The following is a 21258-nucleotide window of genomic DNA, read 5'->3' as shown; positions in this document are numbered from 1 at the left end:
GCACCACAACCTCTGCTTAGATGCGTCCGCCTTCGACACAGAGGACGGCCACCCAGCCCGTCTTTCCGTCCCACTTCACCTTCACCCAGTCATTGCCGGACGGGCCTCCGGACCAGCACTTGTATGAGCCGCCGTTGTCCTCTCGCGTGCACGGGGTCGTCGTGCAAGGAATCCTGGCATCTGGGTCGGTGACCGAGTGGACCACGGCCGACGAGGTGCTGGCACTCTTTCGGATGCTGAAGTAGTGGCCATCCTTCACCCAGACTCCGGCTTGATCGGCCGACGCCGTGGAACTCATGGAGATGACGAGTCCCATCGAGGCCAGACCGAGAACCGCGAGTTGCTTGGCAGCATGTAATGCGCGCATGTGTTCCCCCAGCGAGAAGTAGATCTCAAGTACGGCGCCCGCCCGTGACGGGCCCCCTGTGTCCTTTGCCGCTGGTCCGCTACTGGTCAATGCAGCGAACGGGATGATCATCCGATCATCTCGCTGAGACGAGGAACAGGGCCTTTCCCGGCCAAACTGCTAGGCCGGTGTGTCCGGCGAGGGTTTGCGCAGCTTCACGCCACCGTCACCGACACGCGCGCAAGGAGTTTCTCGTAGGCCGCGCGGTCGAAGTCGCCCGCTGTAGGGGACCGCACGGTGGCCGCCGACAAGGCGACCGCGCGGGTGAGGCGGTCAGGCCAGGGGAGTTGGTCCCGCAGGCCGGAGAGGAGGCCGGCGACGGCCGAGTCGCCGGCGCCGGTGGGGTTGCCGAATTCGGGGGCCGGCGGAGTGGCGCGCCAGCGGCCCTCGGGGGTGACGGCGAGCAGGCCGTCCGGGCCGAGGGAGGCGACCACCGCGTGGGCGCCGCGGCGTCGGGCGTCCTGGGTGGCACGCAGCGGGTCGTGGGAGCCGGTGAGTTCAGCCAGTTCGTCGGCGTTGGGCTTGATGATGTCCGGGCGGGCCGCCACCCCGCGGCGCAGGGGCTCACCGCTGGTGTCCAGCAGGACGGGGACACCCTGCGCACGGGCCAGCCGGACCAGCTTCGCGTACGCGCCGACCGGCACCCCCGGGGGCAGGCTCCCGCACAGGGCCACCGCCGAGGCGCCGCCCAGCAGTTCCTCGTAACGGTCGAGGAAGGCGCCCCACTCGGCCGGCTCGATCTGCGGGCCGGGCTCGTTCAGCTGGGTCGTGTCACCTGACCGTTCGTCGACCACGGCTATCGTGCGCCGGGTCGCCCCGGCGACCGGCACCAGCGCGTCCGTCAGGCCGGGCGTGCCGGTCAGCCCGTCGCGCACCGCCCGGCCGGTGCCGCCGCCCGCGAAGCCGGTGACCGTCACGTCCTGGCCGAGCGCGGCCAGGACCCGGGCCACGTTCACGCCCTTGCCGCCGGGCCGCTCGGCCACCTCGGAGACGCGGTGCGAGGCGTGCGGCCGCAGCGACCGTACGCGATAGGTGATGTCGAGAGCGGTGTTCAGCGTGACCGTGAGGATCACCCGGGCCGACCTCCCTCGAAGTCCGTGCGGCTGTCTCGGTTTTCCGGGGTCCCGATCATGCCAAAGAGACGGCGGTCGGCCCAGTGCGCGGATCGGCCTCCGTCTCCTCGACGCCGGTACGGATCAGGGCAGTTGGGGCGCTACCACCCATTCGCCCTGCCGCATCACGCCCTTCAGCGCGAAGTCCGCGTCCAGCAGGACCAGGTCGGCGTCCTTGCCGGGCTCCAGCGACCCGACCCGGTCGAAGAGGCCGAGCAGCCGGGCCGGGTTGGCCGACAGGGCGGTCACGGCGTCCTCCACCGACAGCTTGTCGACGGTCACCGCCCGCTGGAACGCGCGGTCCAGCGTCAGCGTGGAGCCCGCGATCGAACCGCCCTCCACCAGCCGGGCCACGCCCTCGCTGACCTCGACCTCCAGCGGGCCGAGCATGTAGCGCCCGTCACCGGTGCCGGCCGCGTCCATCGCGTCGGTGATGAACGCCACCCGGTCCGCGCCCGCGTGATGGAACGCCAGCTCCAGCGCGGCGGGGTGCAGATGGACGCCGTCGTTGATCAGCTCGACCGTGACCCGCTCGTCCTCCAGCAGGGCGGCGATCGGGCCGGGCGCGCGGTGGTTCAGGGCGGGCATGGCGTTGAAGAGGTGGGTGGCGACGGTGGCGCCCGCGTCGATCGCCTCGACCGTCTGCTCGTAGCCGGCGTCGGTGTGCCCGATCGCCGCGAGCACGCCGTGCTCGACGAGCAGCCGTACGGAGTCGATGCCGCCGGGCAGCTCGGTCGCGAGGGTGACCATCTTCGCCTTGCCGCGCGCCGCGTCGATCAGCTTGCGGACCTCGGCCGGGTCCGGGTCGCGCAGCAGCTTCTCGGAGTGCGCGCCCTTGCGGCACGGGGAGATGAACGGCCCCTCGAAGTGGATGCCCGCGATGTCGCCCTGCTCGGCCAGCTCGCTCAGCAGGCCGGCCTGACGCACCAGCAGGTCCATCTCGTCGGTGACGGTGGAGGCGACGAGGGTGGTGGTGCCGTGGACGCGGTGCGTGTGGACGGCGGTGAGGATCTGCTCGGCGGTGCCGGAGAAGGAGGCTCCGCCCCCGCCGTGGTTGTGGATGTCCACGAAGCCGGGGACGAGCCAGTGGCCGGTGACGTCGATCAGTCGGGCGTCGGCCGGCGGGGTGCTGGTGATGCGCCTGCCCTCGATCGCCAGTCGGCCGTTCCGCACCGTTCCGGTGGGGAGCACCACGTTCGCGCCGGTGAGCAGTTGCGGGCCGGTGGGGGTCGGGCGCGCGGTGCCCCGCGCCCCTGACGGGGTGCCGTGCCTGTCCGGAGTCTCCCGCTCGGTTGCCATCAGGTGCTTACCTCCGGAGTCGTAGAAGTGGCCGTCAGCAGGTCCTGCGCGAGGAGCCCCGCGCCGAGGCAGCCGGCCGTGTCGCCCAGCGCCGCCGGGACGATCGTCGGCAGTTTCTGGAAGGTGACCCGGTGCCGGACGGCGTCCCGCAGGGGCTGGAACAACACTTCCCCCGCCTCGGCCAGGCCGCCACCGATGATCAGCGTGCGGGGGTCCAGCAGGGTGAGGGCGGTGACCAGCCCGTCGGCGAGCGCGTCCACCGCCTCCTGCCAGACCCGGGCGGCGTTCGGGTCGCCGGACGCGACGGCCTCGGCGCAGTCCGCCGCGTCCGCCCCGGGGTCTCCGCAGGCCGCCGCCCATGCCTCGCTGACGGCGGACGCGGAGGCGTACCGCTCCAGGCAGCCGCGCTGCCCGCAGGGGCAGACCGCGCCTCCGGGGCGTACGACGATGTGGCCGATCTCGCCCGCGAAGCCGTGCGCGCCGGCCTCCACCCGGCCGTCGATGCCGATGGCACCGGCGATCCCGGTGCCCAGCGGCACGAACAGGAACCGGTCCGCGCCCCGGCCCGCGCCGATCCGGCCCTCCGCGAGGCCGCCGGTGCGGACGTCGTGGCCGAGGGCGACGGGCACCCCGAGCCGGTCGGCGAGCAGGGCCCGCAGGGGTACGTCCCGCCAGCCCAGGTTGGCGGCGTAGACGGCGGTGCCGGTCGCCTCGTCGACGATGCCGGGGACGGCGATGCCGGCCGCGCCGGCGGGCTCGCCGTAGTGCTCGACGCCGTACGCGCGCAGCTCGGCGGCGAAGTCGAGGATGCCCGCGAGCACCGCCTCGGGGCCGCGCTCGCGGCCGGTGGCGCGGCGGGCGCGGTGGAGTAGCGCGCCGTCGTCGCCGACGAGGGCGGCCTTCATCCCGGTACCGCCCACGTCGAGGGCGATGACATGTCTCACCACGGGGCTAGTGTGACCCTCCCACCCATGAGAGGTCTAGTCCACTCACGTGGTGTAGACCTTACGTGTCCACATATTGAACCGTCACACAACAGGGTTGGGGCTTTGAACGTGCGTCGGCGTACGGCAGGAACGATCGCGGTGGTGTCCGCACTGGGCATGACGGCGGTCCTCGGCGGCTGCGGGAGCACGGGCTCCTCCGACGTGACCCTCAGGCTCGTCGCCGCCGACTACGGCGACTCCGCCGCCAACAGCTCCCGGAAGTACTGGGACGCCCTGGCCAAGGAGTACGAGAAGCAGCACTCGGACGTGAAGGTCGAGGTCAGCGTCTACTCCTGGAACGACGTCGACCGCAAGGTCAAGGAGATGGTCGACGCCGGCCACGCCCCGGACATGGCCCAGATCGGCGCCTACGCCGACTACGCCGCCGCCGGCAAGCTCTACCCGGTCTCCGACCTGCTCTCCATACGCACCCAGGCGGACTTCCTCTCCCCGCTCTCCGACGCCGGCCAGTGGAAGCACACGCAGTACGGCATCCCGTTCGCCGCCTCCACGCGCGTGCTCTTCTACAACAAGACCCTGTTCGCCAAGGCCCACCTCGCTCCGCCCACCACCTGGGACGAGCTGGCCGCCGACGCCACGGCGCTCAAGACGGAGGGCGTGAAGTACCCGTACGCGCTGCCGCTCGGCCCCGAGGAGGCCCAGGCCGAGACCATGCAGTGGCTGCTCGGCGGCGGCAACGGCGGCAGCGGCTACACCGACGACGTCGGCACCTACACCATCGACTCCGCCACGAACGTCGAGACCTTCACCTGGCTCAAGGACGAGCTGGTCGACAAGGGCCTGACCGGCCCGGTCGCCCCGGGCAAGCTCAACCGCGCCGCCGCGTTCGCCGCGTTCGCCGACGGCCAGGTCGGCATGGTCAACGGGCACCCCACGCTCATCCAGCAGGCGGCCAGGAAGGGCGTGGAGTTCGGCACGGTGCCGATGCCGGGCCGCACCGGCAGGGCCAGGGCCTCCATGGGCGTCGCCGACTGGATGATGGGCTTCAAGCAGAACGGGCACGCCGAGCAGATCGGCGGCTTCCTCGACTTCGCCTACAGCGAGAAGAACGTCCTCGACTTCTCCCGGAAGTACGGGCTGCTGCCGGTCACCAGCTCCGCGTCCAACACCATGGCGGCGTCGGACGCCGCCGCCGACAAGGCCCTGCGCCCCTTCCTGGAGCAGCTGCCGACCTCGGAGCTGTACCCCGTCGGCAAGACCTCCTGGGCGGCGGTCAGCGCGGCCGTGAAGCAGAACATCGGCCAGGCGCTCGCCCCCGGCGGCAGCCCCGCCGGCGTCCTGACCCGCTTGCAGTCGACGGCCATGGCGGCCGACAGCAGCAGCGCGAGCTGAGCGGCGCTGTCGGTGCCCCCCGCTACCGTGGCAGGCATGGAACTGGGCACCCGCGAGAAGGCGATCCTCGCGCTGGAGCGCCGGGCCTTCCCCGGCCCCGGCGCGAAGGAACGCGCGATACGCGAGGAGCTGGACCTGTCCCCCGTCCGCTACTACCAGCTCCTCAACGCCCTCCTGGACGACGAGCGGGCCCTGGCCCACGACCCGGTGACGGTCAACCGCCTGCGCCGGATCCGCGAGACGAGACGCGCGGAACGCTGAGTCCCCGCGCGCTCCTCAGCCGACCGGGCTTTCGGGACGTGCGGCGCCGGAACCCCAGGCGTGAGGCACCCGGAGCTGGATAGTGTCGCGGTATGGACGCTATGGACGCTCTGCCGACCCCGCGCACCCAAGCCGGCCAGGACGGCCTCGCCGCCCTGCTCGCGCAGCCCCGCACCGCCCTGATCGGCCTGGACTTCGACGGCACGCTGGCCCCGATCGTCGCCGACCCCGAGCAGGCCCGCGCCCACCCCGGGGCCGTACCCGCCCTCGCCGCCCTCGCCCCCGGGATCGCCTCCGTCGCCGTGATCACCGGCCGCCCGCCCGAGGTCGCGGTCCGCTACGGCGGCTTCGTCGGCGTCCCCGGCCTGGAGCACCTCACCGTCCTCGGCCACTACGGCGCCGAGCGCTGGGACGCGGCCACCGGCGAGGTCACCGCGCCGCCCCCGCACCCCGGCGTGGCCGCCGTCCGCGCCGAACTGCCGGGCCTGCTGGAGCGCGCCGGAGCGGGGGAGGGCACGTGGATCGAGGAGAAGGGCCGGGCGCTGGCGGTGCACACCCGCCGCGCCCCCGACCCGCAGGCCGCGTTCGAGGCCCTGCGCGCCCCGCTCGCCGACCTCGCCACCCGGCACGGCCTGATCGTCGAGCCCGGCCGCATGGTCCTGGAGCTGCGCCCACCGGGCATGGACAAGGGCGTGGCCCTCCTCGACCACGCCCGCGCCGTCCACGCCGGCTGTGTCGTCTACGCCGGCGACGACCTGGGCGACCTCCCCGCCTTCGCCGCGGTCGAGAAGCTCCGCGCGGGCGGCGTCCCCGGCCTGCTGGTGTGCAGCGGCAGCACGGAGGTCACGGAACTCGCGGACCGGGCCGACCTGGTGGTCGACGGCCCGCAGGGAGTCGTGGGCCTGCTCCGGGCGCTGGCCGCTCAGCTCGGCCGGGGGTCCAGCGCCGCCAGCTGATCGAGGAACCACCGGGCCGGCGGCAGCGCGGTCGCGGCGGCGGCCAGTCGCTTCGAGCGTTCCGCCCGCGCGTCCGCCGGCAGGGTCAGCGCCTCGTGCAGGGCCCGCGCCGTGCCCGCGATGTCGTACGGGTTCACCACGAAGGCGTCCTCGCCCAGCTCCTCGTACGCCCCCGCCTCCCGCGACAGCACCAGCGCGCAGCCCCCGTCGGAGACGACCGGGACCTCCTTGGCGACCAGGTTCATGCCGTCCCGGATGGGGTTCACGAGCGCCACGTCGGCCAGCCGGTACGCGGCCAGGGAGCGGGCGAAGTCGTCCTTCACGTGCAGCACGACCGGGGTCCAGCCGGGCGTGCCGAACCGCTCGTTGATCTCGTCCGCGACCTGCCGCACCTGCGCGGTGTACTCGCGGTACACGGCGAGGTCCTGCCGGGACGGGTAGGCGAAGGCCACGTGGACGACCTTCTCCCGCCACTCCGGGTGGTCCTCCAGCAGCTGCTCGTACGCCAGCAGCCCGCGCACGATGTTCTTGGACAGCTCGGTCCGGTCCACCCGGACGATCGTCTTCCGGTCCGCTCCGATCTCCGCCCGCAGCGCCGCCATCCGCTCGTCCACGTCCGGCTCGTGCGCCCGCTCGCGCAGGAAGTCCGCGTCCGCGCCCAGCCCGTGCACCCCGATCCGGGTGCCGGAGGGGATACCGGGCCCGAGCACCGCGTGGCAGCAGTCCGTGAACGCGTCCGCCCACCGCCGGGTGAGGAACGCCGCCCGGTCCGCGCCCAGGATGCCGCTGAGCAGCTCGGCCGCGATGTCGTCGGGGAGGAGCCGGAAGTAGTCCGGCGGCGCCCACGGGGTGTGCGAGAAGTGGCCGATGCGCAGGTCGGGCCGGAGCTGCCGGAGCATCCGCGGGGCCAGGGCCAGGTGGTAGTCCTGGATCAGCACGGCCGCGCCCTCGGCCGCCTCCTCGGCCAGCGCCTCGGCGAACGCCCGGTTGTAGGCCTCGTACGACGCCCACTGCCGCCGGAAGCCGGCGTCGAAGACCGGTTCCAGCGGGGTCTGGTACAGCATGTGGTGGACGAACCAGAGCACCGAGTTGGCGATGCCGTTGTACGCCTCGGCGTGCACGGTCGCGTCGATGTCGAGCATCCGCACCCGCTGCCCGCCGGTCTCCTCGGCCGGCAGCAGCCCGCCGTCCGCGCGCCGGACGGCCGCCCGGTCGCCGTCGCCGAGCGCGGCGCACACCCACACCGAGTCCGCGTCGGACCCGATGGCGGACAGTCCCGAGACCAGCCCGCCGCCGCCCCGCCGGGCGTGCAGCGAGCCGTCCTCGCCCACCTGATAGGAGACCGGGCCGCGGTTCGACGCGACCAGCACCTGAGCCTTTTGCGCAGCATCGAGCGTGGAAGCCATACGCCTCAACCTAGCCCGGCCCCGAACCGCTCAAACGTACGGCCCGCCCCGGGGGGCCGACCGTATACGGCCCGTTCAGGCCACCTTCCGTTCGGCGTACTCCGCGATCTCCACCATGGGCGGCCGTTCCTCGGTGTCCACCGAGTAGGTGCGCGGCTCGAACCCGGCCTCCCCCCGCTCGAACTGGGTCAGGGCGGGCCGGATCAGATGGCCGCGGGCCAGCCGGAGCTGGGCGGTGCGGTAGATCGCGGCGGCCATCCGGCCGAGCGCCTGCCCGTCCTGGTGCCGGTGCCTGCGCACGCCCACGTCGACCTGGGCCAGCGCGTCCAGGCCCACCAGGTGCAGCGCGTCCACCAGCATGCCCAGCTCCACGCCGTAGCCGACGGGGAACGGCAGCTGTTCCAGCAGCGTGCGGCGGGCCGCGTACTCGCCGCCCAGCGGCTGCACGAACCCGGCCAGCCGCGGCCAGTGCATGTTCAGCAACGGACGGGCCATGAGTTCGGTGACCCGGCCGCCCTGCCCGGCACTGCCGCCGAGCGGACGGTCGTACATCGCCTTGACCAGGTCGACGTCCGGCTCGGTGAGCAGCGGGCCGACGATCCCGGAGACGAAGTCGGAGGAGAACTCCTTGAGGTCCGCGTCGATGAAGCAGACGATGTCCCCGCCGGTCACCAGCAGCGACCGCCACAGCACCTCGCCCTTGCCGGGGACGGCCGGGACGCGCGGCAGGATGGCGTCCCGGTGGACGACCCGGGCGCCCGCGCGCGCGGCGACCTGGGAGGTGCGGTCGGTGGAGCCCGAGTCGACGACGACGATCTCGTCGACGAGCGGCACCTGCTCCACGAGGTCGTGCCGGATGACCTCGACGATGTCGCCGACGGTCTCCTCCTCGTTGAGCGCGGGCAGGACGACGCTGACGGTCTGGCCCGTGCGCTGCTTCGCGGCGAGGATCTGGTGCAGCGGACGATCGGCCACGGACCAGGACCGGGTGGTCAGCCAGCGCTCGACTTCTTCCAGCACAGTCTGTGGCTCCTCACTCTTGTCTCGCGGTTCGGACGACTATCTCAACTGTCCCGGCCGTCGGTTACAGTCTTGAACAACGCCGATGACCATCGCATGTCGGGGGTCGGGTGCGTTCTACAACCGCATACCGCTCATCCAGAGGGGCAGAGGGACACGGCCCGGTGAAGCCCCGGCAACCCCCCTGACCGGACTCGTTCGCGCGAGGCTCACGGCCAGGGAAGGTGCCAATTCCGTCTCACGGCGAGATGCGTCGTGAGGAAGATGAGGAGAAAGGGCCTCGCCTCCATGGCTGTGCAGACAGTTGCCACCACCAGCGAATCCACCGTCGACCTCGGCCCCGCCGCGGCCCTGAGCTGTCGCGAGTGCGGTCACCGGGTGCCGCTCGGCCCGGTCTTCGCCTGCGAGGAGTGCTTCGGCCCGCTGGAGATCGCCTACGACTTCTCCGGCTACGACACCGAGGAACTGCGCCGCCGCATCGAGGCGGGCCCCGCGAACATCTGGCGCTACGCGCCCCTGCTGCCGGTTCCGGCGGACGTCGCCGGCAAGCCGAACATCAACCCGGGCTGGACCAAGCTCGTCCAGGCCGACAACCTGGCCCGCGAGCTGGGCGTGACCGGCGGCCTGTACGTGAAGGACGACTCCGGCAACCCGACCCACTCCTTCAAGGACCGGGTCGTGGCCCAGGCCCTGGAGGCCGCGCGCGCCTTCGGCTTCACCACCCTGTCCTGCTCCTCGACCGGCAACCTGGCCGGCGCCGTCGGCGCCGCCGCCGCCCGCGCCGGCTTCCGCTCCTGCGTGTTCATCCCGCACGACCTGGAGCAGGGCAAGATCGTGATGGCCGCGGTCTACGGCGGTGAACTCGTCGGCATCGAGGGCAACTACGACGACGTGAACCGCTTCTGCTCCGAGCTGATCGGCGACCCGGCCGGCGAGGGCTGGGGCTTCGTCAACGTCAACCTGCGGCCGTACTACGCGGAGGGCTCCAAGACCCTGGCGTACGAGATCTGCGAGCAGCTCGGCTGGCGGCTGCCGGACCAGATCGTGGTCCCGATCGCCTCCGGCTCCCAGCTCACGAAGATCGACAAGGGGCTCCAGGAGCTGATCAAGCTCGGTCTGGTCGAGGACAGGCCGTACAAGATCTTCGGCGCCCAGGCCGAGGGCTGCTCCCCGGTCTCCACCGCCTTCAAGGCCGGCCACGACGTCGTACGGCCCCAGAAGCCGAACACCATCGCCAAGTCCCTGGCCATCGGCAACCCGGCCGACGGGCCGTACGTCCTGGACATCGCGCGCCGCACCGGCGGTGCCGTCGAGGACGTGACGGACGAAGAGGTCGTGGACGCGATCAAGCTGCTCGCGCGGACCGAGGGCATCTTCGCGGAGACCGCCGGCGGCGTGACCGTCGGCGTCACCCGCAAGCTGCTGGAGGCGGGCGTGCTGGACCCGGCGAAGACCACGGTCGTCCTCAACACCGGCGACGGCCTGAAGACCCTGGACGCGGTGGCCGGGACCGGTCTCACCGCCACCATCCGCCCGACCCTGGACTCCTTCCGAGAGGCTGGCCTCGCATGAGCGTGACCGTTCGCATCCCCACCATCCTGCGCACCTACACCGGCGGGCGGGCCGAGGTCGCCGCCGAGGGCACGACGCTCGGCGAGGTCATCGCCGACCTGGAGAAGAACCACACGGGCATCGCCGCGCGCGTGCTGGACGACCAGGGCAAGCTGCGCCGGTTCGTCAACGTGTACGTCAACGACGACGACGTCCGTTTTGAACAGGGCCTGGACACGACGACCCCCGACGGGGCCGGCGTCTCGATCATCCCGGCGGTCGCCGGCGGCTGAGCCGCGGATCCGCCCGCACATTACCTTCGGTAACCGCGGTTACCGGCTGTTCATCCGATTGCCCCCTCCGTGAGAGAAGCGGAGGGGGCAATTCTGTGTGATTGAGCGCGGTAGAGTTGGGGAACACGGCCCCGGTCTCCGGGTCGCGGGCCCTGAATTTCATGCCGCCCGCCCGACAAGAAGCAGCCAAAGTGTGCGGGTTGTCTGCGGCTTTTGTGGCTTTTATGGGGCCCGACTTGCCCTGAATTCGGATGAATTCTCGCCAGATTCCGGACCGCTCACGTCCAGAATTCTCGTCCGATTGACCTGTTGCAGACGGCAGTTGGACAGATACATTCAGCCGCGGTCGACGCGTTCCGGCGCACGCCCCCGACCAGTTGGGGGGTGAGGTCTGACCCGGGTCCGCGAAGTGTGGATCTGTGCAAGGGCCAGTAATAGGGGAGTTAGGCATGGCTCAGGGCACCGTCAAGTGGTTCAACGCGGAGAAGGGGTACGGCTTCATCGCGGTCGACGGTGGTGCGGACGTCTTCGTCCACTACAGCGCGATTCAGATGGACGGCTACCGCACCCTGGAAGAGGGCCAGCGGGTCGAGTTCGAGATCTCGCAGGGCCAGAAGGGTCCGCAGGCCGACATGGTTCGCGTCACCGCCTGAACGTTTCTTGTCCGAAGGGCCCGCACCTCGCAGAGGGTGCGGGCCCTTCGCCGTGCCCCGGTTCCGCTGTTCGCGTGCGGCTGACGGGAGCCTCCCACCCGTCCAGGCGCTTGCACTCGACCATGCCGAGTGCTAATCATTGGCGTTAGCACTCTGAAGGTGAGAGTGACAACGAAGGACCGGGTCGGTGAGGCCCGCGGGTCATGTGGTGCAAGGGACCACGGGGCCGGCGAGCCGTCCGTCGCGGGCGCGGGCGCGGTCCGAAGGAATCACCCCCAGTCCTGGAGGGACCACTTCACATGGCCAAGATCATCGCGTTCGACGAGGAGGCGCGGCGCGGCCTTGAGCGCGGTATGAACCAGCTCGCCGACGCCGTCAAGGTCACCCTCGGCCCCAAGGGCCGCAACGTCGTCCTTGAGAAGAAGTGGGGCGCCCCCACGATCACCAACGATGGTGTGTCCATCGCCAAGGAGATCGAGCTGGAGGACCCGTACGAGAAGATCGGCGCCGAGCTGGTCAAGGAAGTCGCCAAGAAGACGGACGACGTCGCCGGTGACGGTACGACCACCGCGACCGTGCTCGCCCAGGCCCTGGTCAAGGAAGGCCTGCGCAACGTCGCCGCCGGCGCCAACCCGATGGCTCTGAAGCGCGGTATCGAGAAGGCCGTCGAGGCCGTCTCCGCCGCCCTGCTGGAGCAGGCGAAGGACGTCGAGACCAAGGAGCAGATCGCCTCCACCGCGTCCATCTCCGCCGCCGACACCCAGATCGGCGAGCTGATCGCCGAGGCCATGGACAAGGTCGGCAAGGAAGGCGTCATCACCGTCGAGGAGTCCAACACCTTCGGTCTTGAGCTGGAGCTCACCGAGGGCATGCGCTTCGACAAGGGCTACATCTCCGCCTACTTCGCGACCGACATGGAGCGCATGGAGGCGGTGCTGGAGGACCCGTACATCCTCATCGCCAACTCCAAGATCTCCTCGGTCAAGGACCTGCTCCCGCTGCTGGAGAAGGTCATGCAGTCGGGCAAGCCGCTGCTGATCATCGCCGAGGACGTCGAGGGCGAGGCCCTGTCGACCCTGGTCGTCAACAAGATCCGTGGCACCTTCAAGTCCGTCGCCGTCAAGGCCCCGGGCTTCGGTGACCGCCGCAAGGCCATGCTCGGCGACATCGCCATCCTCACGGGCGGCGAGGTCATCTCCGAGGAGGTCGGCCTCAAGCTGGAGAACGCGACCCTGGACCTCCTGGGCCGCGCTCGCAAGGTCGTCATCACCAAGGACGAGACCACCATCGTCGACGGTGCCGGCTCCTCCGAGCAGGTCAACGGCCGTGTGAACCAGATCCGCGCCGAGATCGAGAACAGCGACTCGGACTACGACCGCGAGAAGCTCCAGGAGCGCCTGGCGAAGCTCGCCGGCGGTGTCGCGGTCATCAAGGCCGGTGCCGCCACCGAGGTGGAGCTCAAGGAGCGCAAGCACCGCATCGAGGACGCCGTCCGCAACGCGAAGGCGGCCGTCGAGGAGGGCATCGTCGCCGGTGGTGGCGTGGCCCTGCTCCAGGCCTCCCAGGTCTTCGAGAAGCTGGAGCTGGAGGGTGACGAGGCGACCGGCGCCAACGCCGTGCGCATCGCCCTGGAGGCCCCGCTGAAGCAGATCGCCGTCAACGCCGGCCTTGAGGGCGGTGTCGTGGTGGAGAAGGTGCGCAACCTGACCCCGGGTCACGGCCTGAACGCCGCGACCGGCGAGTACGTCGACCTGGTCGCCGAGGGCATCATCGACCCGGCGAAGGTGACCCGTTCCGCGCTCCAGAACGCCGCCTCCATCGCCGCGCTGTTCCTCACCACCGAGGCCGTCATCGCCGACAAGCCGGAGAAGGCCGCGGCCCCGGCCGGCGGCGGCATGCCGGGCGGTGACATGGACTTCTGATCGACCTGACGGTTGATCGCCTGTCCTGCGGACCGAGGGCGGCACCCCCAGCTTCTGGCTGGGGGTGCCGCCCTCGGGCGTTCGCGGGGCGGGAGGAGGGTGTCCGGTATCACGTGAGGGGATCGGGACCGGACCGGAACACGGGCCGCCGAGCGGTGTTTACTTAAGACGCTGCAACAATGCGTACGCACATACCAGCCGGTTCACCCCGTTCACTCACGAGGAGCCCCCCACGTGACCGTCACCACGCCCCCCGCCTCCCGCGCGGCCCGCGTCCTGTCCCGCCCGATCACGCTGAACGGTCTCACCGTTCCGAACCGGATCGTGATGGCGCCCATGACCCGCATGTTCTCGCCGGGCGGTGTCCCGGGCGAGGACGTGCGCTCGTACTACGCCCGCCGGGCCGCCGCCGGGGTCGGCCTCATCGTCACCGAGGGCACCTACGTGGGCCACCCGTCGGCCGGCCAGAGCGACCGCGTCCCGCGCTTCCACGGCGAGGAGCAGCTCGCGGGCTGGGCGAAGGTCGCCGAGGACGTGCACGCGGCCGGCGGCACCATCGTCCCGCAGCTGTGGCACATCGGCATGGTCCGCAAGCAGGGCGACGCCCCCTTCCCGGACGCGCCCGCCGTCGGCCCCTCCGGCCTGGAGGCCGCCGGCGCCGAGCCCACCGGCAAGGCGATGACGCAGGCGGACATCGACGACGTCATCGCGGCGTTCGCCGAGGCCGCTGCCGCCGCCGAGCGCATCGGCTTCGACGGCGTGGAGCTCCACGGCGCCCACGGCTACCTCCTCGACCAGTTCCTGTGGGCGGGCACCAACCGCCGTACCGACGCGTACGGCGGCGACCCGGTGGCCCGCACCAGGTTCTCCGCCGAGATCGTCGCCGCCGTGCGCGCGGCGGTGTCGCCGGACTTCCCGGTCCTCTTCCGCTACTCGCAGTGGAAGCAGCAGGACTACACCGCCCGGCTCGCCGAGACCCCCGAGGAGCTGGAGGCCATCCTCGCCCCGCTCGCGGCGGCCGGTGTCGACGCCTTCCACGCCTCCACCCGCCGCTACTGGCTGCCCGAGTTCGACGGCTCCGACCTGAACCTGGCCGGCTGGACGAAGAAGCTCACCGGCAAGCCCGTCATCTCCGTCGGCTCGGTCGGCCTCGACGGCGACTTCATCAACGCCTTCCAGGGCGAGGGCTCCCCGGTCAAGGGCATCGACAACCTCCTGGACCGTCTGGAGGCCGACGAGTTCGACCTGGTGGCCATCGGCCGCGCGCTGCTCCAGGACCCCGAGTGGGCGGCCAAGGTGCTCTCCGGCCGGTTCGACGAGCTGAAGCCGTACGACGCGGCGGCCGTGAAGACCCTGAGCTGACCGGCGTGTCCGCGGGGGCCGCCGGCCGCTACAGGTTGCCCATCGGCTCGATGTCGACCCGTACCGGCGTCCCCCACACCCGCAGCACCTCGTAGTCGGTGAACTCGTGCACCAGCCGGTACGCCATGGCGGGCCGGGAGCCGCGCCGCTGGGCGGCGAGGTACGCCTCCGCCTCGCGCCGGTCCCGCCTCGGCGTCCCGCACAGCTGCCACTCCTGGCCGTTCCACAGCTCCGGCAGCCACCGCTGCTGCGCCTGCGGCCGGTCACCGCGCACGCCGTACCGGGAGGGGGCGGTGGGGACCGGCTCTCCCGGCCGGGGCCTGCCGCCCTGGAACTCCGACCGCCGGGCGGCCCGGCGCCGGGTCTCGCACAGCAGGCACAGGTCGGGCGCGCTCTCGTCCACCGGCCCCTGCGGGTGCTCCGGGCAGCGGGTGGCGGGCGCGGCGGTGGTCACGGTGTCGTCCAGCAGGTCGAGGGCCCGCCGCAGGTCGTCCTTGATCTCGTGCAGCCGGGCGTCCGGCGTGTCGGCGGTCAGGGCCTCCCCGTGCTCCCCGAGCAGCCGGAGAGCCCGTCCTAGGGCGGTGAGCTGGGCGTGATTCATGTCGGTGGGTGCCTCCTCCCCTCCATGGTGCCCTGACCGCACGGCCCGTCAGCGTGCCGCGTGGGTCAGCGCCGTGCGCAGATGGCCGCCGGACTCCCGAAGCAGGCGGCCCGCCGTCGGGCCGTCGACGCCGGCGAGGAGGGCCAGGATCGCGTGCTTCACCTCGCCGCCGGTCTCCGTGAGGGCCTTCTCGATGTCGGCGTCGCTCGCGCCCGTGGCCAGGGAGACGATCCGGTGGGAGCGGGCCCGGAGCTTGTCGTTGGAGGCGCGCACGTCGACCATCAGGTTCCCGTACGTCTTGCCGAGCCGGATCATCGTGATCGTCGAGAGCATGTTCAGCACCAGCTTCTGGGCCGTGCCCGCCTTCAGCCGGGTGGAGCCGGTGATCAGCTCCGGCCCCGTGACGACCTCGATGCCGTGCTCGGCGGCGGCGGCCAGCGCGCTGCCTTCGTTGCAGGCCAGGCCGATGGTCAGCGCGCCGAGCGACCGGGCGTGCTCGACGGCGCCGACCGCGTACGGGGTGCGGCCGGAGGCGGAGACGCCGACCACGGTGTCGTCCGGGGTGAGCTTCAGCGCGTCCAGGTCCCGGCGGGCCAGCTCCTCGGAGTCCTCGGCGCCTTCGACCGAGGTGACCATGGCCGCGGGACCGCCCGCGATCAGGCCGACGACCCGCTCGGGGTCGGTGTTGAAGGTGGGCGGGCACTCGGAGGCGTCCAGCACGCCCAGCCGGCCGGCGGTCCCGGCGCCGGCGTAGACGAGCCGTCCGCCCCGGCTCATGCGCGCGGCGACCGCGTCGACGGCGGCGGCGATCCGCGGCAGCTGCGTCGCCACGGCGGCGGGCACGCCCGCGTCCTCGCCGTTCATCAGCCGGGCGATGTCGAGGGTGGGCAACCGGTCGATCTCGGCGAGTTCCGGACGGAAGGCCTCGGTGGTCAACGAGGCCAGCTGGTCGCGCAGGTCATGAGAGGTCATAGGGGGGCGGCTCTCTCCGGTGACGTGTGAGGGGGTGGTGAACCTTCCTGCCGGTTCCTTCCTACCCCCTATCGCGAACCGCTCCGGTGCCGGTGTGCCAACGCCTCGTAGGAGGCGGCCAGCGCGGGCGCCGCCGTCTCGTACGTCCGCTGCGCCACTCCCACGAACAGACAGTCCACCACCAGCAGCTGACTCGTTCGGGAGGACATCGCGGCGGGCCGCAGCTCCGTCTCCCGTGACGTCGACGTCGTCAGCACGAGGTCGGCGTACTGCGTGACCGGCGAGTTGGGCCGCCCGGTGATGGCCACCGTCGTCGCCCCGCGTTCGAAGGCCACCCGGAGCGGTTCGATGACGTCCCCCGTCGACCCGGAGTGCGTGATCGCGAGGGCCACGTCACCCGAACGGAGCTGTACCGCGTTGGTCACCGCGAGATGCGGGTCGCTGTGCGCGTGGGCTATGAGCCCTATCCGCAGCAGCTTCTGGGTGAGGTCCTGGGCGACGAGCCCGGACGCCCCTATGCCGTACACGTCGGTGCGCCGGGCGGCGGCCAGCGCGGTGACCGCCGCGCCGAGCTGGACGGTGTCGAGTCCGGCGGCGGTGTCGGCGAGGGTCTGCTGCTCCTCGTAGGCGAGCTTGGTGACGACGTCGGCGATGGGGTCGTCCACCGCGATGTCCGTCGTGATCGCGGGGGCGCGCCCGGACTGCTGCTGGGCGGCGAGCCCGGCGAGGGCGAGCCGCAGGTCGCGGTAGCCGGGATAGCCGAGCAGCCGGGCGGTGCGCACGACCGTCGCCTCGCTGGTGCCGGTGAGTTCGGCGAGGCCGGTGACCGTGAGGGCGGCGCAGCCGGCCGGGTCACCGGCGACGGCCTCGGCGACGCGCTGCATGGACCGGGTCATGGACGGGGCGAGCGTGCGCACCTTGGCGGCGAGCGATCCGCCCGGGCTGCCGAAAATTTCCTTCACGTCCTGGGTCACACTTGAAAGATATTTTCGGTTCGGTGTCGCGGTCAAGAGTGCGCACAATGGGGGGCATGGACCCCATCAGCCCCCTGGAGCAGTCATTGCACGCGGCCCGCGCCCGCGTGCTCGCGGATCTCGTCGCGGGAGAGGTCGCGGAGGCCGACGTCGTCTCGCTGGTGGAGGACTCCATCGCCCAGCGGCGCTGGTGGGTCGAACAGTGGCCGGACGGCGCGGCCTTCGTGGCCGGGCTGGTCGCCCAGGACGTTCAGGACGCGCTGCTGGAGCGGTACGGCCGCTGGCCGCTGTGCCCGGCCTGCGGCTCCGGCGACCCGCACGCACTGGACGTGGAGCCGGAACTGGGCCCCGATCCGCACTGGGTGTGCCACAAGGCCGGCGTGCGGGTCGCGTCGGTGGGCTCGCTGGGACCGGCCCTGCGCGGGACGCCGTCCTCATGAGGCGCCGGTGACCCTCTACATCGACCCGCCGACCTGGCCCGGCCACGGGCGCATGTGGTCACACCTGGTCAGCGATGTCTCCTACGACGAACTCCACCTGTTCGCCGAGGGCCTGGGCATGCCCCGCCGGGCCTTCGACAGCGACCACTACGACGTCCCGTCCCACCGCTACGCGGACGCGGTGGCGGCGGGTGCGGTGCAGGTCAGCAGTCGTGAGGTGGTCCGCCTGCTGTGCTCGGCCGGTCTGCGCAGGCGCAAGGGGCCTCAGGCCCGGCGGACGTAGAGCCGCAGCCCGGTCTCCATGGCGTCCTCGTCGTGGGCCGTGCGCTCCTCCTCCACGGTCGCGCGGGTGAAGCCCGCCCGGCTCACCACCCGTTGGGAGGGCAGGTTGGCCGGTTCGATCGTGGCGATGACCGTGTCGACGTCGTCCCGGGCCAGCGCCCACTCGGTCAGCGCGCGCAGCGCCTCGGTCGCGTAGCCGTGGCCGCGGGCGCTCTCGACCAGGTCGTAGCCGATCTCCACCCGGCGCTCGTCGTCCGGGGCGCCGTGGAACCCCATGCCGCCCACCGCCCGGCCGTCCTCGGAGCGCACGAGGGCGAAGACCCCGAACTCCGGGCGGTGCACGCCGGCTTCGTACGCCTTCAGCAGGTGGGAGCAGGCCTCCCGGGTGCCCTCGTACGGGCCGTCGTCCAGCCAGTCGAAGCCGCCGTCGCCGCCGAGGGCCAGATCGCGGGCGGCGGCCGGGCGGATGCCGGTGAGGGTGACGCGTCCGGCCGGCAGGACGAGGTTGTTGTACCAGGTCCAGTCGGTGACCAGGGCGCGGCCGGGCAGCTCGCCGCGGCCGGTCGCCCACAGCAGGGTCGGCCAGGGCGCGGGGCCCGGCTGGACGTGCGGGAAGAGCCAGGTCAGGACGGACTCGGCGAGCTCTGCGGGCGGTTCGTAGGGCAGGCCGAGGCCCCGGGCGACGTCATGGGTGTGCAGCAGGGCCTCGGCGACGCCCATCGCGGCGAAGCCCTCGCGGTCGGCGCTGCCGAAGTGGACGGGGTGGAAGGCGCGGACGCCGGGCGGGGCGGTGCGGACGGCGGCGGCCAGCAGGGCGCCGGTGGCCTCGATCACCTGGAGCAGGCCGGCGTTGTCGGTGCCCTCGGGGAGGGTGATGCGCAGCGGGAGGCGGTCCTGGGCGCGGCCGGCGAGGCGGCTGGCGTACGCGGCGAAGTCCTCGGCGATGTGGAAGGCCGTGGTGCGGCAACTCCACTCCAGACCGGCCGCGCGGACCGCGTCCCAGTCCCGGTCCAGCGCCGTGCGCAGAGCCGCCGCGCAGCTCGCGACGGCCGCCTCCACCTGATCCCCGCTCATCGTCCGCATGCGCGCACAGTACGGCGGCGGCGTCCTCAGGTCGACAGCATTTCCAGCTCGGACGTGAGGTTGTAGCGGGCGGTGGCCTCCCAGTGCTCCTGCCCGTACGGGGTGCGGTACAGCCGGGGCAGGGCGAGGAGTTGGCGCAGGATCGCGGAACGGCCGTCGCGGAAGGCGTCGCCCGGTACGAAGTGGTACTCCTCGCGGACCTCGGCGGTGTAGACGGCGTACGCCGACGGGGGCGCGGCCAGGATCGCGAGGTCGGCGTCGCACAGCACCTGTCCGTCGCGGTCGTCGTCGGCCGGGTCGTGGGTGACGGTGAGCCGGACCAGCCGGGCCACCTCGGCCGTCTTCGCCTCCGGCACACCGGCCTCGGCCAGGGCGCGCTCGGCCAGCCGCGCGGACCGCTCCTCGTTCTCGGACCGTTCGGGGAGGTAGACGGCGTCGTGGAACCAGGCGGCGAGGCGGACCACGTCCGGGTCGGTGGCGTACTCCGCCAGCGCGTCGACGTGGTCGAGCACGGCGGTGAGGTGGGCCACCGTGTGGTAGCGGCGCTGCGGCTCCTGCCAGCGGGCGAGCAGGGTGTCGGCGTAGGGGGCGGGGTCGGGGCCGCCGCCGGGGGCGCGGGCTGCTTCCAGGGCGCGGGCGAAACGGAGGCGCAGGGCGTCGAGGTCGGCCATGCACCCCATTCTGTCGGGTGGGACCCCGGGCCGGGCGGTGGTGGCCCTGGGCCGACGGTCCGTCCGCTTTCCGCGTGACGGCCGTCCCCCGGCGCCCCTAGCGTGAACCCCATGACTGAGACGCAGGAAGTACGCGACCCCGAGCTCCCCGGGCGGCTGCTGGCCGCCGAGCGCGACGCCCTCGTACCGCTGCTGCGGTCGCGGCCCGACGCCGACTTCGCGCTGCCGTCGGCCGGGTGTCCGGGCTGGACGGTGCGGGACGTGCTGGCGCACTGTTCCGCCGCGCTGACGCGGGTGGTGGAGAACCGGTTCGAGGCGGGCGCGTTCTCGCCGGAGTCGAACGAGCGGGACATCGCCGAGCGGGCCGGCTGGACGAACGCGCGGGTCGTGGACGAGCTGGAGCGCGGGATGACGGAGGCCGGAGGGGTGATCGCCGGGACGGACGGTTCGCTGGACGTGATCGCGCTCGGTGAGTGGGTGCACGCCGGGGATGTGCGCGAGGTGCTGGGGGCGCCGGGGGCGTACGCCGGGGCCGGGCTGCCCGACGCGCTGACGCTGCTGGCGAGGATCACCCGGCAGAAGGAGCACGTGCCGCTCCATGCCGACCTGGACGACCTGGACGAGCCGCTGCGGCTCGGCGCGGTGGCCGCGGGCGCCCCGCCCGCCCGGTACATCGGCGACGCGGCCACGCTCGTACGGCTGTACGCGGGACGGCCGCTGAACGGGGCCTCCTACGAGCTGGCCGGGGCCCGGGAGGGGGAGCTGAACATCTTCGGGTGAGCGGCGCCCCCGGCAGGCGTAGTCTTGGATTGGACTAGACCTGTAGCGCCGATGAATGGGGTGCCATGAGCAAGCGTGCAGTCCTGGAGGTGATCGCCCTCGACGTCGAGGACGCGGTCGCCGCCCAGGCCGGAGGCGCGGACCGGCTGGAGCTGGTCACCGAGATGGCGGCCGACGGGCTCACCCCCGCGCCCGCCACCGTCGCCGCGATCCGCGCCGCCGTCGACATCGACCTGCGCGTCATGCTCCGCCTCGCGGACGGCTTCGCGGCCGGTGACCTGGACCGGCTGACCGGCGTGGCCGACGCGCTGCGGCAGGCCGGCGCCGACCAGTTCGTGCTCGGGTTCCTCGCCACGGACGGCGGTGTCGACCTGGGCGCGGTGGAGCGGGTCGTCGACGCGCTCGGCGGCTGCCGCTGGACCTTCCACCGGGCGATCGACCGGGCCGCCGACCGGGACGCCCTGCGCAAGCAGCTCGCCGACCTGCCGGGTCTGGACACCTACCTCACCGCCGGCTCCGCCACGGGCGTGGACGACGGCCTGCCCACGCTGCTCGCCGAAGCGGCACACGACGGCGAGCCCGGGTACGAGCAGCAGATCATGGTCGGCGGCGGACTGCGCCTCGACCATGTCACGCGGCTCCGCGCGGGCGGGATCGAGGCGTTCCACATCGGCGGCGCGGCCCGCCCCGACGGCTGGCGGGGCCCGGTCTCGGCGGACGCGGTCGCCCAGTGGCGCACGGCCCTGGACGACGGCGCCGCCGCCTAGTAGTCCCGTAGGGGTGCGCTCGGTGGTCGTCGCCCGGTGGCGTGCGGGACTGGGCAATGACGCGCTTGTCGCGCGCGCGGGGTCCGGTCTCGGCGGTCGCGGTCGCCC

General features: G+C 72.4%; 23 protein-coding genes and 1 riboswitch. Of the genes, 12 read left to right on the top strand and 11 right to left on the bottom strand.

Annotation, left to right across the window (positions count from 1 at the left end; translation table 11 throughout):
• Window positions 1-16: 16 nt before the first annotated feature.
• The 4 genes from IE273_RS08500 to IE273_RS08485 form a co-directional block, all read right to left on the bottom strand.
• Entirely contained in the window at window positions 17-478 is a 462-nt protein-coding gene (locus tag IE273_RS08500) for a hypothetical protein (protein WP_189814507.1), read from the bottom strand.
• Window positions 479-561: 83 nt separating this feature from the next.
• Window positions 562-1479, bottom strand: a complete 918-nt coding sequence (locus tag IE273_RS08495; protein ID WP_189814506.1) for a 1-phosphofructokinase family hexose kinase — start codon at window positions 1477-1479, stop codon at window positions 562-564.
• A gap of 123 nt (window positions 1480-1602) precedes the next feature.
• On the bottom strand, window positions 1603-2730 hold the full coding sequence (gene nagA, locus IE273_RS08490; RefSeq protein ID WP_189814643.1) for an N-acetylglucosamine-6-phosphate deacetylase: 1128 nt from the start codon (window positions 2728-2730) through the stop codon (window positions 1603-1605).
• Between the two features lie 86 nt (window positions 2731-2816).
• Window positions 2817-3761, bottom strand: a complete 945-nt coding sequence (locus IE273_RS08485) for an ROK family protein (RefSeq protein ID WP_189814642.1) — start codon at window positions 3759-3761, stop codon at window positions 2817-2819.
• A 111-nt stretch (window positions 3762-3872) separates the two neighbouring features.
• Here IE273_RS08485 and IE273_RS08480 point away from each other — a divergent pair, with 111 nt between their 5' ends.
• From IE273_RS08480 to otsB, 3 genes are all read left to right on the top strand, one after another.
• Complete coding sequence (locus IE273_RS08480; RefSeq protein ID WP_444545920.1) at window positions 3873-5156, top strand: ABC transporter substrate-binding protein; 1284 nt, start codon at window positions 3873-3875, stop codon at window positions 5154-5156.
• Between the two features lie 36 nt (window positions 5157-5192).
• Complete coding sequence (locus tag IE273_RS08475) at window positions 5193-5417, top strand: DUF3263 domain-containing protein (RefSeq protein ID WP_014673423.1); 225 nt, start codon at window positions 5193-5195, stop codon at window positions 5415-5417.
• 92 nt (window positions 5418-5509) lie between these two features.
• On the top strand, window positions 5510-6373 hold the full coding sequence (gene otsB, locus IE273_RS08470; protein ID WP_189814504.1) for a trehalose-phosphatase: 864 nt from the start codon (window positions 5510-5512) through the stop codon (window positions 6371-6373).
• Here otsB and IE273_RS08465 read toward each other — a convergent pair.
• Together IE273_RS08465 and IE273_RS08460 are read right to left on the bottom strand one after the other, a co-directional pair.
• Window positions 6340-7779 (bottom strand): alpha,alpha-trehalose-phosphate synthase (UDP-forming), encoded by a 1440-nt coding sequence (locus IE273_RS08465; protein ID WP_189814503.1) that lies wholly within the window; start codon window positions 7777-7779, stop codon window positions 6340-6342. The two genes, otsB and IE273_RS08465, sit on opposite strands and share 34 nt — an antisense overlap.
• A 75-nt stretch (window positions 7780-7854) precedes the next feature.
• Window positions 7855-8799 carry a glucosyl-3-phosphoglycerate synthase gene (locus IE273_RS08460; protein ID WP_189814502.1) on the bottom strand — a complete coding sequence of 315 codons (945 nt, stop codon included), beginning with the start codon at window positions 8797-8799 and terminating at the stop codon, window positions 7855-7857.
• A gap of 131 nt (window positions 8800-8930) precedes the next feature.
• Window positions 8931-9070, top strand: a riboswitch (SAM riboswitch).
• A 17-nt stretch (window positions 9071-9087) separates the two neighbouring features.
• Between IE273_RS08460 and thrC the strand changes: the two genes are divergently transcribed.
• From thrC to IE273_RS08435, 5 genes are all read left to right on the top strand, one after another.
• The gene (gene thrC / locus IE273_RS08455) at window positions 9088-10371 is read left to right on the top strand and encodes a threonine synthase (RefSeq protein WP_014673419.1); all 1284 of its coding nucleotides are present in this window, start codon (window positions 9088-9090) and stop codon (window positions 10369-10371) included.
• Complete coding sequence (locus IE273_RS08450) at window positions 10368-10643, top strand: MoaD/ThiS family protein (RefSeq protein ID WP_189814501.1); 276 nt, start codon at window positions 10368-10370, stop codon at window positions 10641-10643. The genes thrC and IE273_RS08450 overlap by 4 nt, the downstream gene beginning before the upstream one ends.
• 449 nt (window positions 10644-11092) lie before the next feature.
• A complete protein-coding gene (locus IE273_RS08445; RefSeq protein WP_004986573.1) occupies window positions 11093-11296 on the top strand; it encodes a cold-shock protein in 204 nt (67 codons plus the stop codon).
• A gap of 299 nt (window positions 11297-11595) precedes the next feature.
• Complete coding sequence (gene groL / locus IE273_RS08440; protein ID WP_014673417.1) at window positions 11596-13218, top strand: chaperonin GroEL; 1623 nt, start codon at window positions 11596-11598, stop codon at window positions 13216-13218.
• 234 nt (window positions 13219-13452) lie between these two features.
• A complete protein-coding gene (locus IE273_RS08435; RefSeq protein WP_189814500.1) occupies window positions 13453-14580 on the top strand; it encodes an NADH:flavin oxidoreductase in 1128 nt (375 codons plus the stop codon).
• A gap of 28 nt (window positions 14581-14608) precedes the next feature.
• Here IE273_RS08435 and IE273_RS08430 read toward each other — a convergent pair whose 3' ends face one another.
• From IE273_RS08430 to IE273_RS08420, 3 genes are all read right to left on the bottom strand, one after another.
• A complete protein-coding gene (locus tag IE273_RS08430) occupies window positions 14609-15181 on the bottom strand; it encodes a hypothetical protein (protein ID WP_014673415.1) in 573 nt (190 codons plus the stop codon).
• 48 nt (window positions 15182-15229) lie between these two features.
• A complete protein-coding gene (gene murQ, locus IE273_RS08425) occupies window positions 15230-16153 on the bottom strand; it encodes an N-acetylmuramic acid 6-phosphate etherase (RefSeq protein ID WP_189814499.1) in 924 nt (307 codons plus the stop codon).
• A 68-nt stretch (window positions 16154-16221) separates the two neighbouring features.
• Entirely contained in the window at window positions 16222-17127 is a 906-nt protein-coding gene (locus IE273_RS08420; protein WP_014673413.1) for a MurR/RpiR family transcriptional regulator, read from the bottom strand.
• Between the two features lie 56 nt (window positions 17128-17183).
• On the opposite strand from IE273_RS08420, the gene IE273_RS08415 reads away from it, so the two are divergent.
• Together IE273_RS08415 and IE273_RS08410 are read left to right on the top strand one after the other, a co-directional pair.
• Window positions 17184-17567 (top strand): DUF8819 family protein, encoded by a 384-nt coding sequence (locus IE273_RS08415; protein WP_058083895.1) that lies wholly within the window; start codon window positions 17184-17186, stop codon window positions 17565-17567.
• Between the two features lie 7 nt (window positions 17568-17574).
• Window positions 17575-17850, top strand: coding sequence for a DUF4031 domain-containing protein (locus IE273_RS08410; RefSeq protein ID WP_189814498.1), 276 nt, complete (start codon window positions 17575-17577; stop codon window positions 17848-17850).
• Here the strand turns inward: IE273_RS08410 and IE273_RS08405 are convergent.
• Both IE273_RS08405 and IE273_RS08400 read right to left on the bottom strand, forming a co-directional pair.
• Window positions 17832-18923 carry a GNAT family N-acetyltransferase gene (locus IE273_RS08405; protein ID WP_189814641.1) on the bottom strand — a complete coding sequence of 364 codons (1092 nt, stop codon included), beginning with the start codon at window positions 18921-18923 and terminating at the stop codon, window positions 17832-17834. The two genes, IE273_RS08410 and IE273_RS08405, sit on opposite strands and share 19 nt — an antisense overlap.
• Window positions 18924-18958: 35 nt before the next feature.
• Entirely contained in the window at window positions 18959-19603 is a 645-nt protein-coding gene (locus IE273_RS08400) for an HD domain-containing protein (RefSeq protein ID WP_189814497.1), read from the bottom strand.
• A gap of 111 nt (window positions 19604-19714) precedes the next feature.
• Between IE273_RS08400 and IE273_RS08395 the strand changes: the two genes are divergently transcribed.
• Entirely contained in the window at window positions 19715-20383 is a 669-nt protein-coding gene (locus IE273_RS08395) for a maleylpyruvate isomerase family mycothiol-dependent enzyme (protein WP_189814496.1), read from the top strand.
• Window positions 20384-20448: 65 nt separating this feature from the next.
• Window positions 20449-21150 carry a copper homeostasis protein CutC gene (locus IE273_RS08390; protein WP_189814495.1) on the top strand — a complete coding sequence of 234 codons (702 nt, stop codon included), beginning with the start codon at window positions 20449-20451 and terminating at the stop codon, window positions 21148-21150.
• The last annotated feature ends 108 nt before the right edge of the window (window positions 21151-21258 follow it).

Source organism: Streptomyces olivaceoviridis (assembly GCF_014650115.1).
Taxonomy (GTDB): domain Bacteria; phylum Actinomycetota; class Actinomycetes; order Streptomycetales; family Streptomycetaceae; genus Streptomyces; species Streptomyces olivaceoviridis.
The sequence above is the reverse complement of the archived record's forward strand: the minus strand, read 5'-3'. Positions and strand labels throughout refer to the sequence as shown.

Bases quoted from the DNA above. Each gene is read 5' to 3' on its own strand.
- IE273_RS08395 (WP_189814496.1), top strand. From the start codon at position 19,715: ATGACTGAGACGCAGGAAGTACGCGACCCCGAGCTCCCCGGGCGGCTG.
- IE273_RS08445 (WP_004986573.1), top strand. From the start codon at position 11,093: ATGGCTCAGGGCACCGTCAAGTGGTTCAACGCGGAGAAGGGGTACGGC.
- murQ (WP_189814499.1), bottom strand. From the start codon at position 16,153: ATGACCTCTCATGACCTGCGCGACCAGCTGGCCTCGTTGACCACCGAG.
- IE273_RS08390 (WP_189814495.1), top strand. From the start codon at position 20,449: ATGAGCAAGCGTGCAGTCCTGGAGGTGATCGCCCTCGACGTCGAGGAC.
- IE273_RS08500 (WP_189814507.1), bottom strand. From the start codon at position 478: ATGATCATCCCGTTCGCTGCATTGACCAGTAGCGGACCAGCGGCAAAG.
- IE273_RS08450 (WP_189814501.1), top strand. From the start codon at position 10,368: ATGAGCGTGACCGTTCGCATCCCCACCATCCTGCGCACCTACACCGGC.
- IE273_RS08405 (WP_189814641.1), bottom strand. From the start codon at position 18,923: ATGAGCGGGGATCAGGTGGAGGCGGCCGTCGCGAGCTGCGCGGCGGCT.
- thrC (WP_014673419.1), top strand. From the start codon at position 9,088: ATGGCTGTGCAGACAGTTGCCACCACCAGCGAATCCACCGTCGACCTC.
- IE273_RS08415 (WP_058083895.1), top strand. From the start codon at position 17,184: ATGGACCCCATCAGCCCCCTGGAGCAGTCATTGCACGCGGCCCGCGCC.
- IE273_RS08475 (WP_014673423.1), top strand. From the start codon at position 5,193: ATGGAACTGGGCACCCGCGAGAAGGCGATCCTCGCGCTGGAGCGCCGG.
- IE273_RS08400 (WP_189814497.1), bottom strand. From the start codon at position 19,603: ATGGCCGACCTCGACGCCCTGCGCCTCCGTTTCGCCCGCGCCCTGGAA.
- groL (WP_014673417.1), top strand. From the start codon at position 11,596: ATGGCCAAGATCATCGCGTTCGACGAGGAGGCGCGGCGCGGCCTTGAG.
- otsB (WP_189814504.1), top strand. From the start codon at position 5,510: ATGGACGCTATGGACGCTCTGCCGACCCCGCGCACCCAAGCCGGCCAG.
- IE273_RS08465 (WP_189814503.1), bottom strand. From the start codon at position 7,779: ATGGCTTCCACGCTCGATGCTGCGCAAAAGGCTCAGGTGCTGGTCGCG.
- IE273_RS08430 (WP_014673415.1), bottom strand. From the start codon at position 15,181: ATGAATCACGCCCAGCTCACCGCCCTAGGACGGGCTCTCCGGCTGCTC.